1 pseudogene is annotated in these 520 nt (G+C 48.5%); it reads right to left on the bottom strand.

Annotated features, from left to right (window positions below):
• Positions 1-520: pseudogene (locus tag R8N49_RS30380) on the bottom strand (cytochrome c peroxidase); the annotation flags it as partial.

The raw sequence follows: 520 nt of genomic DNA, 5'->3' as shown, positions 1-520 counted from the left end.
CCTTCTGCCTTATGAAGCTTGCCAATGCATTACCAACCAAAGGTAACGTCAGGTCTGCCTGAGGTATGTTGGCAGATTCCATTGCGGCCAGCAGCATTCGAACATCAGGATCATTTTTTTCGAGTAGCCTTTCTTGAATGAAGGTATTTTGAGCAGGCACCTTGTCAGCATAGTATTGTGACTCAACTAGGTCGACATGCCGATTGGTATTGAATCGTTTACTGGTCCCGAGAAACTCGTCACGAGCCAACAGTGGGAAAACTGCCGCAACAGCGAGCGCAGAATCAAAGCCCAACGAGCTCCCCTCGCCAACGGGTGAAAAAATCTTTCCGTCAATAGCTTGAACCTTACCATCCCAAAAGAACGTATTGAATCGGCTATCACCCCGAGCAAAAAGAGTAAAAGCGTTACGCGGCACAACTGCGCCATCACTAGCTAACCTCTCCTCACCTTCACCTATCCCTCCAACACCAATCGCTAAAGGTAGCCCATCAGTGAGTGCCTTGTTATCAAGATGGCA

This window comes from Vibrio sp. 1978 (assembly GCF_033344345.1).
The sequence above is the reverse complement of the archived record's forward strand: the minus strand, read 5'-3'. Positions and strand labels throughout refer to the sequence as shown.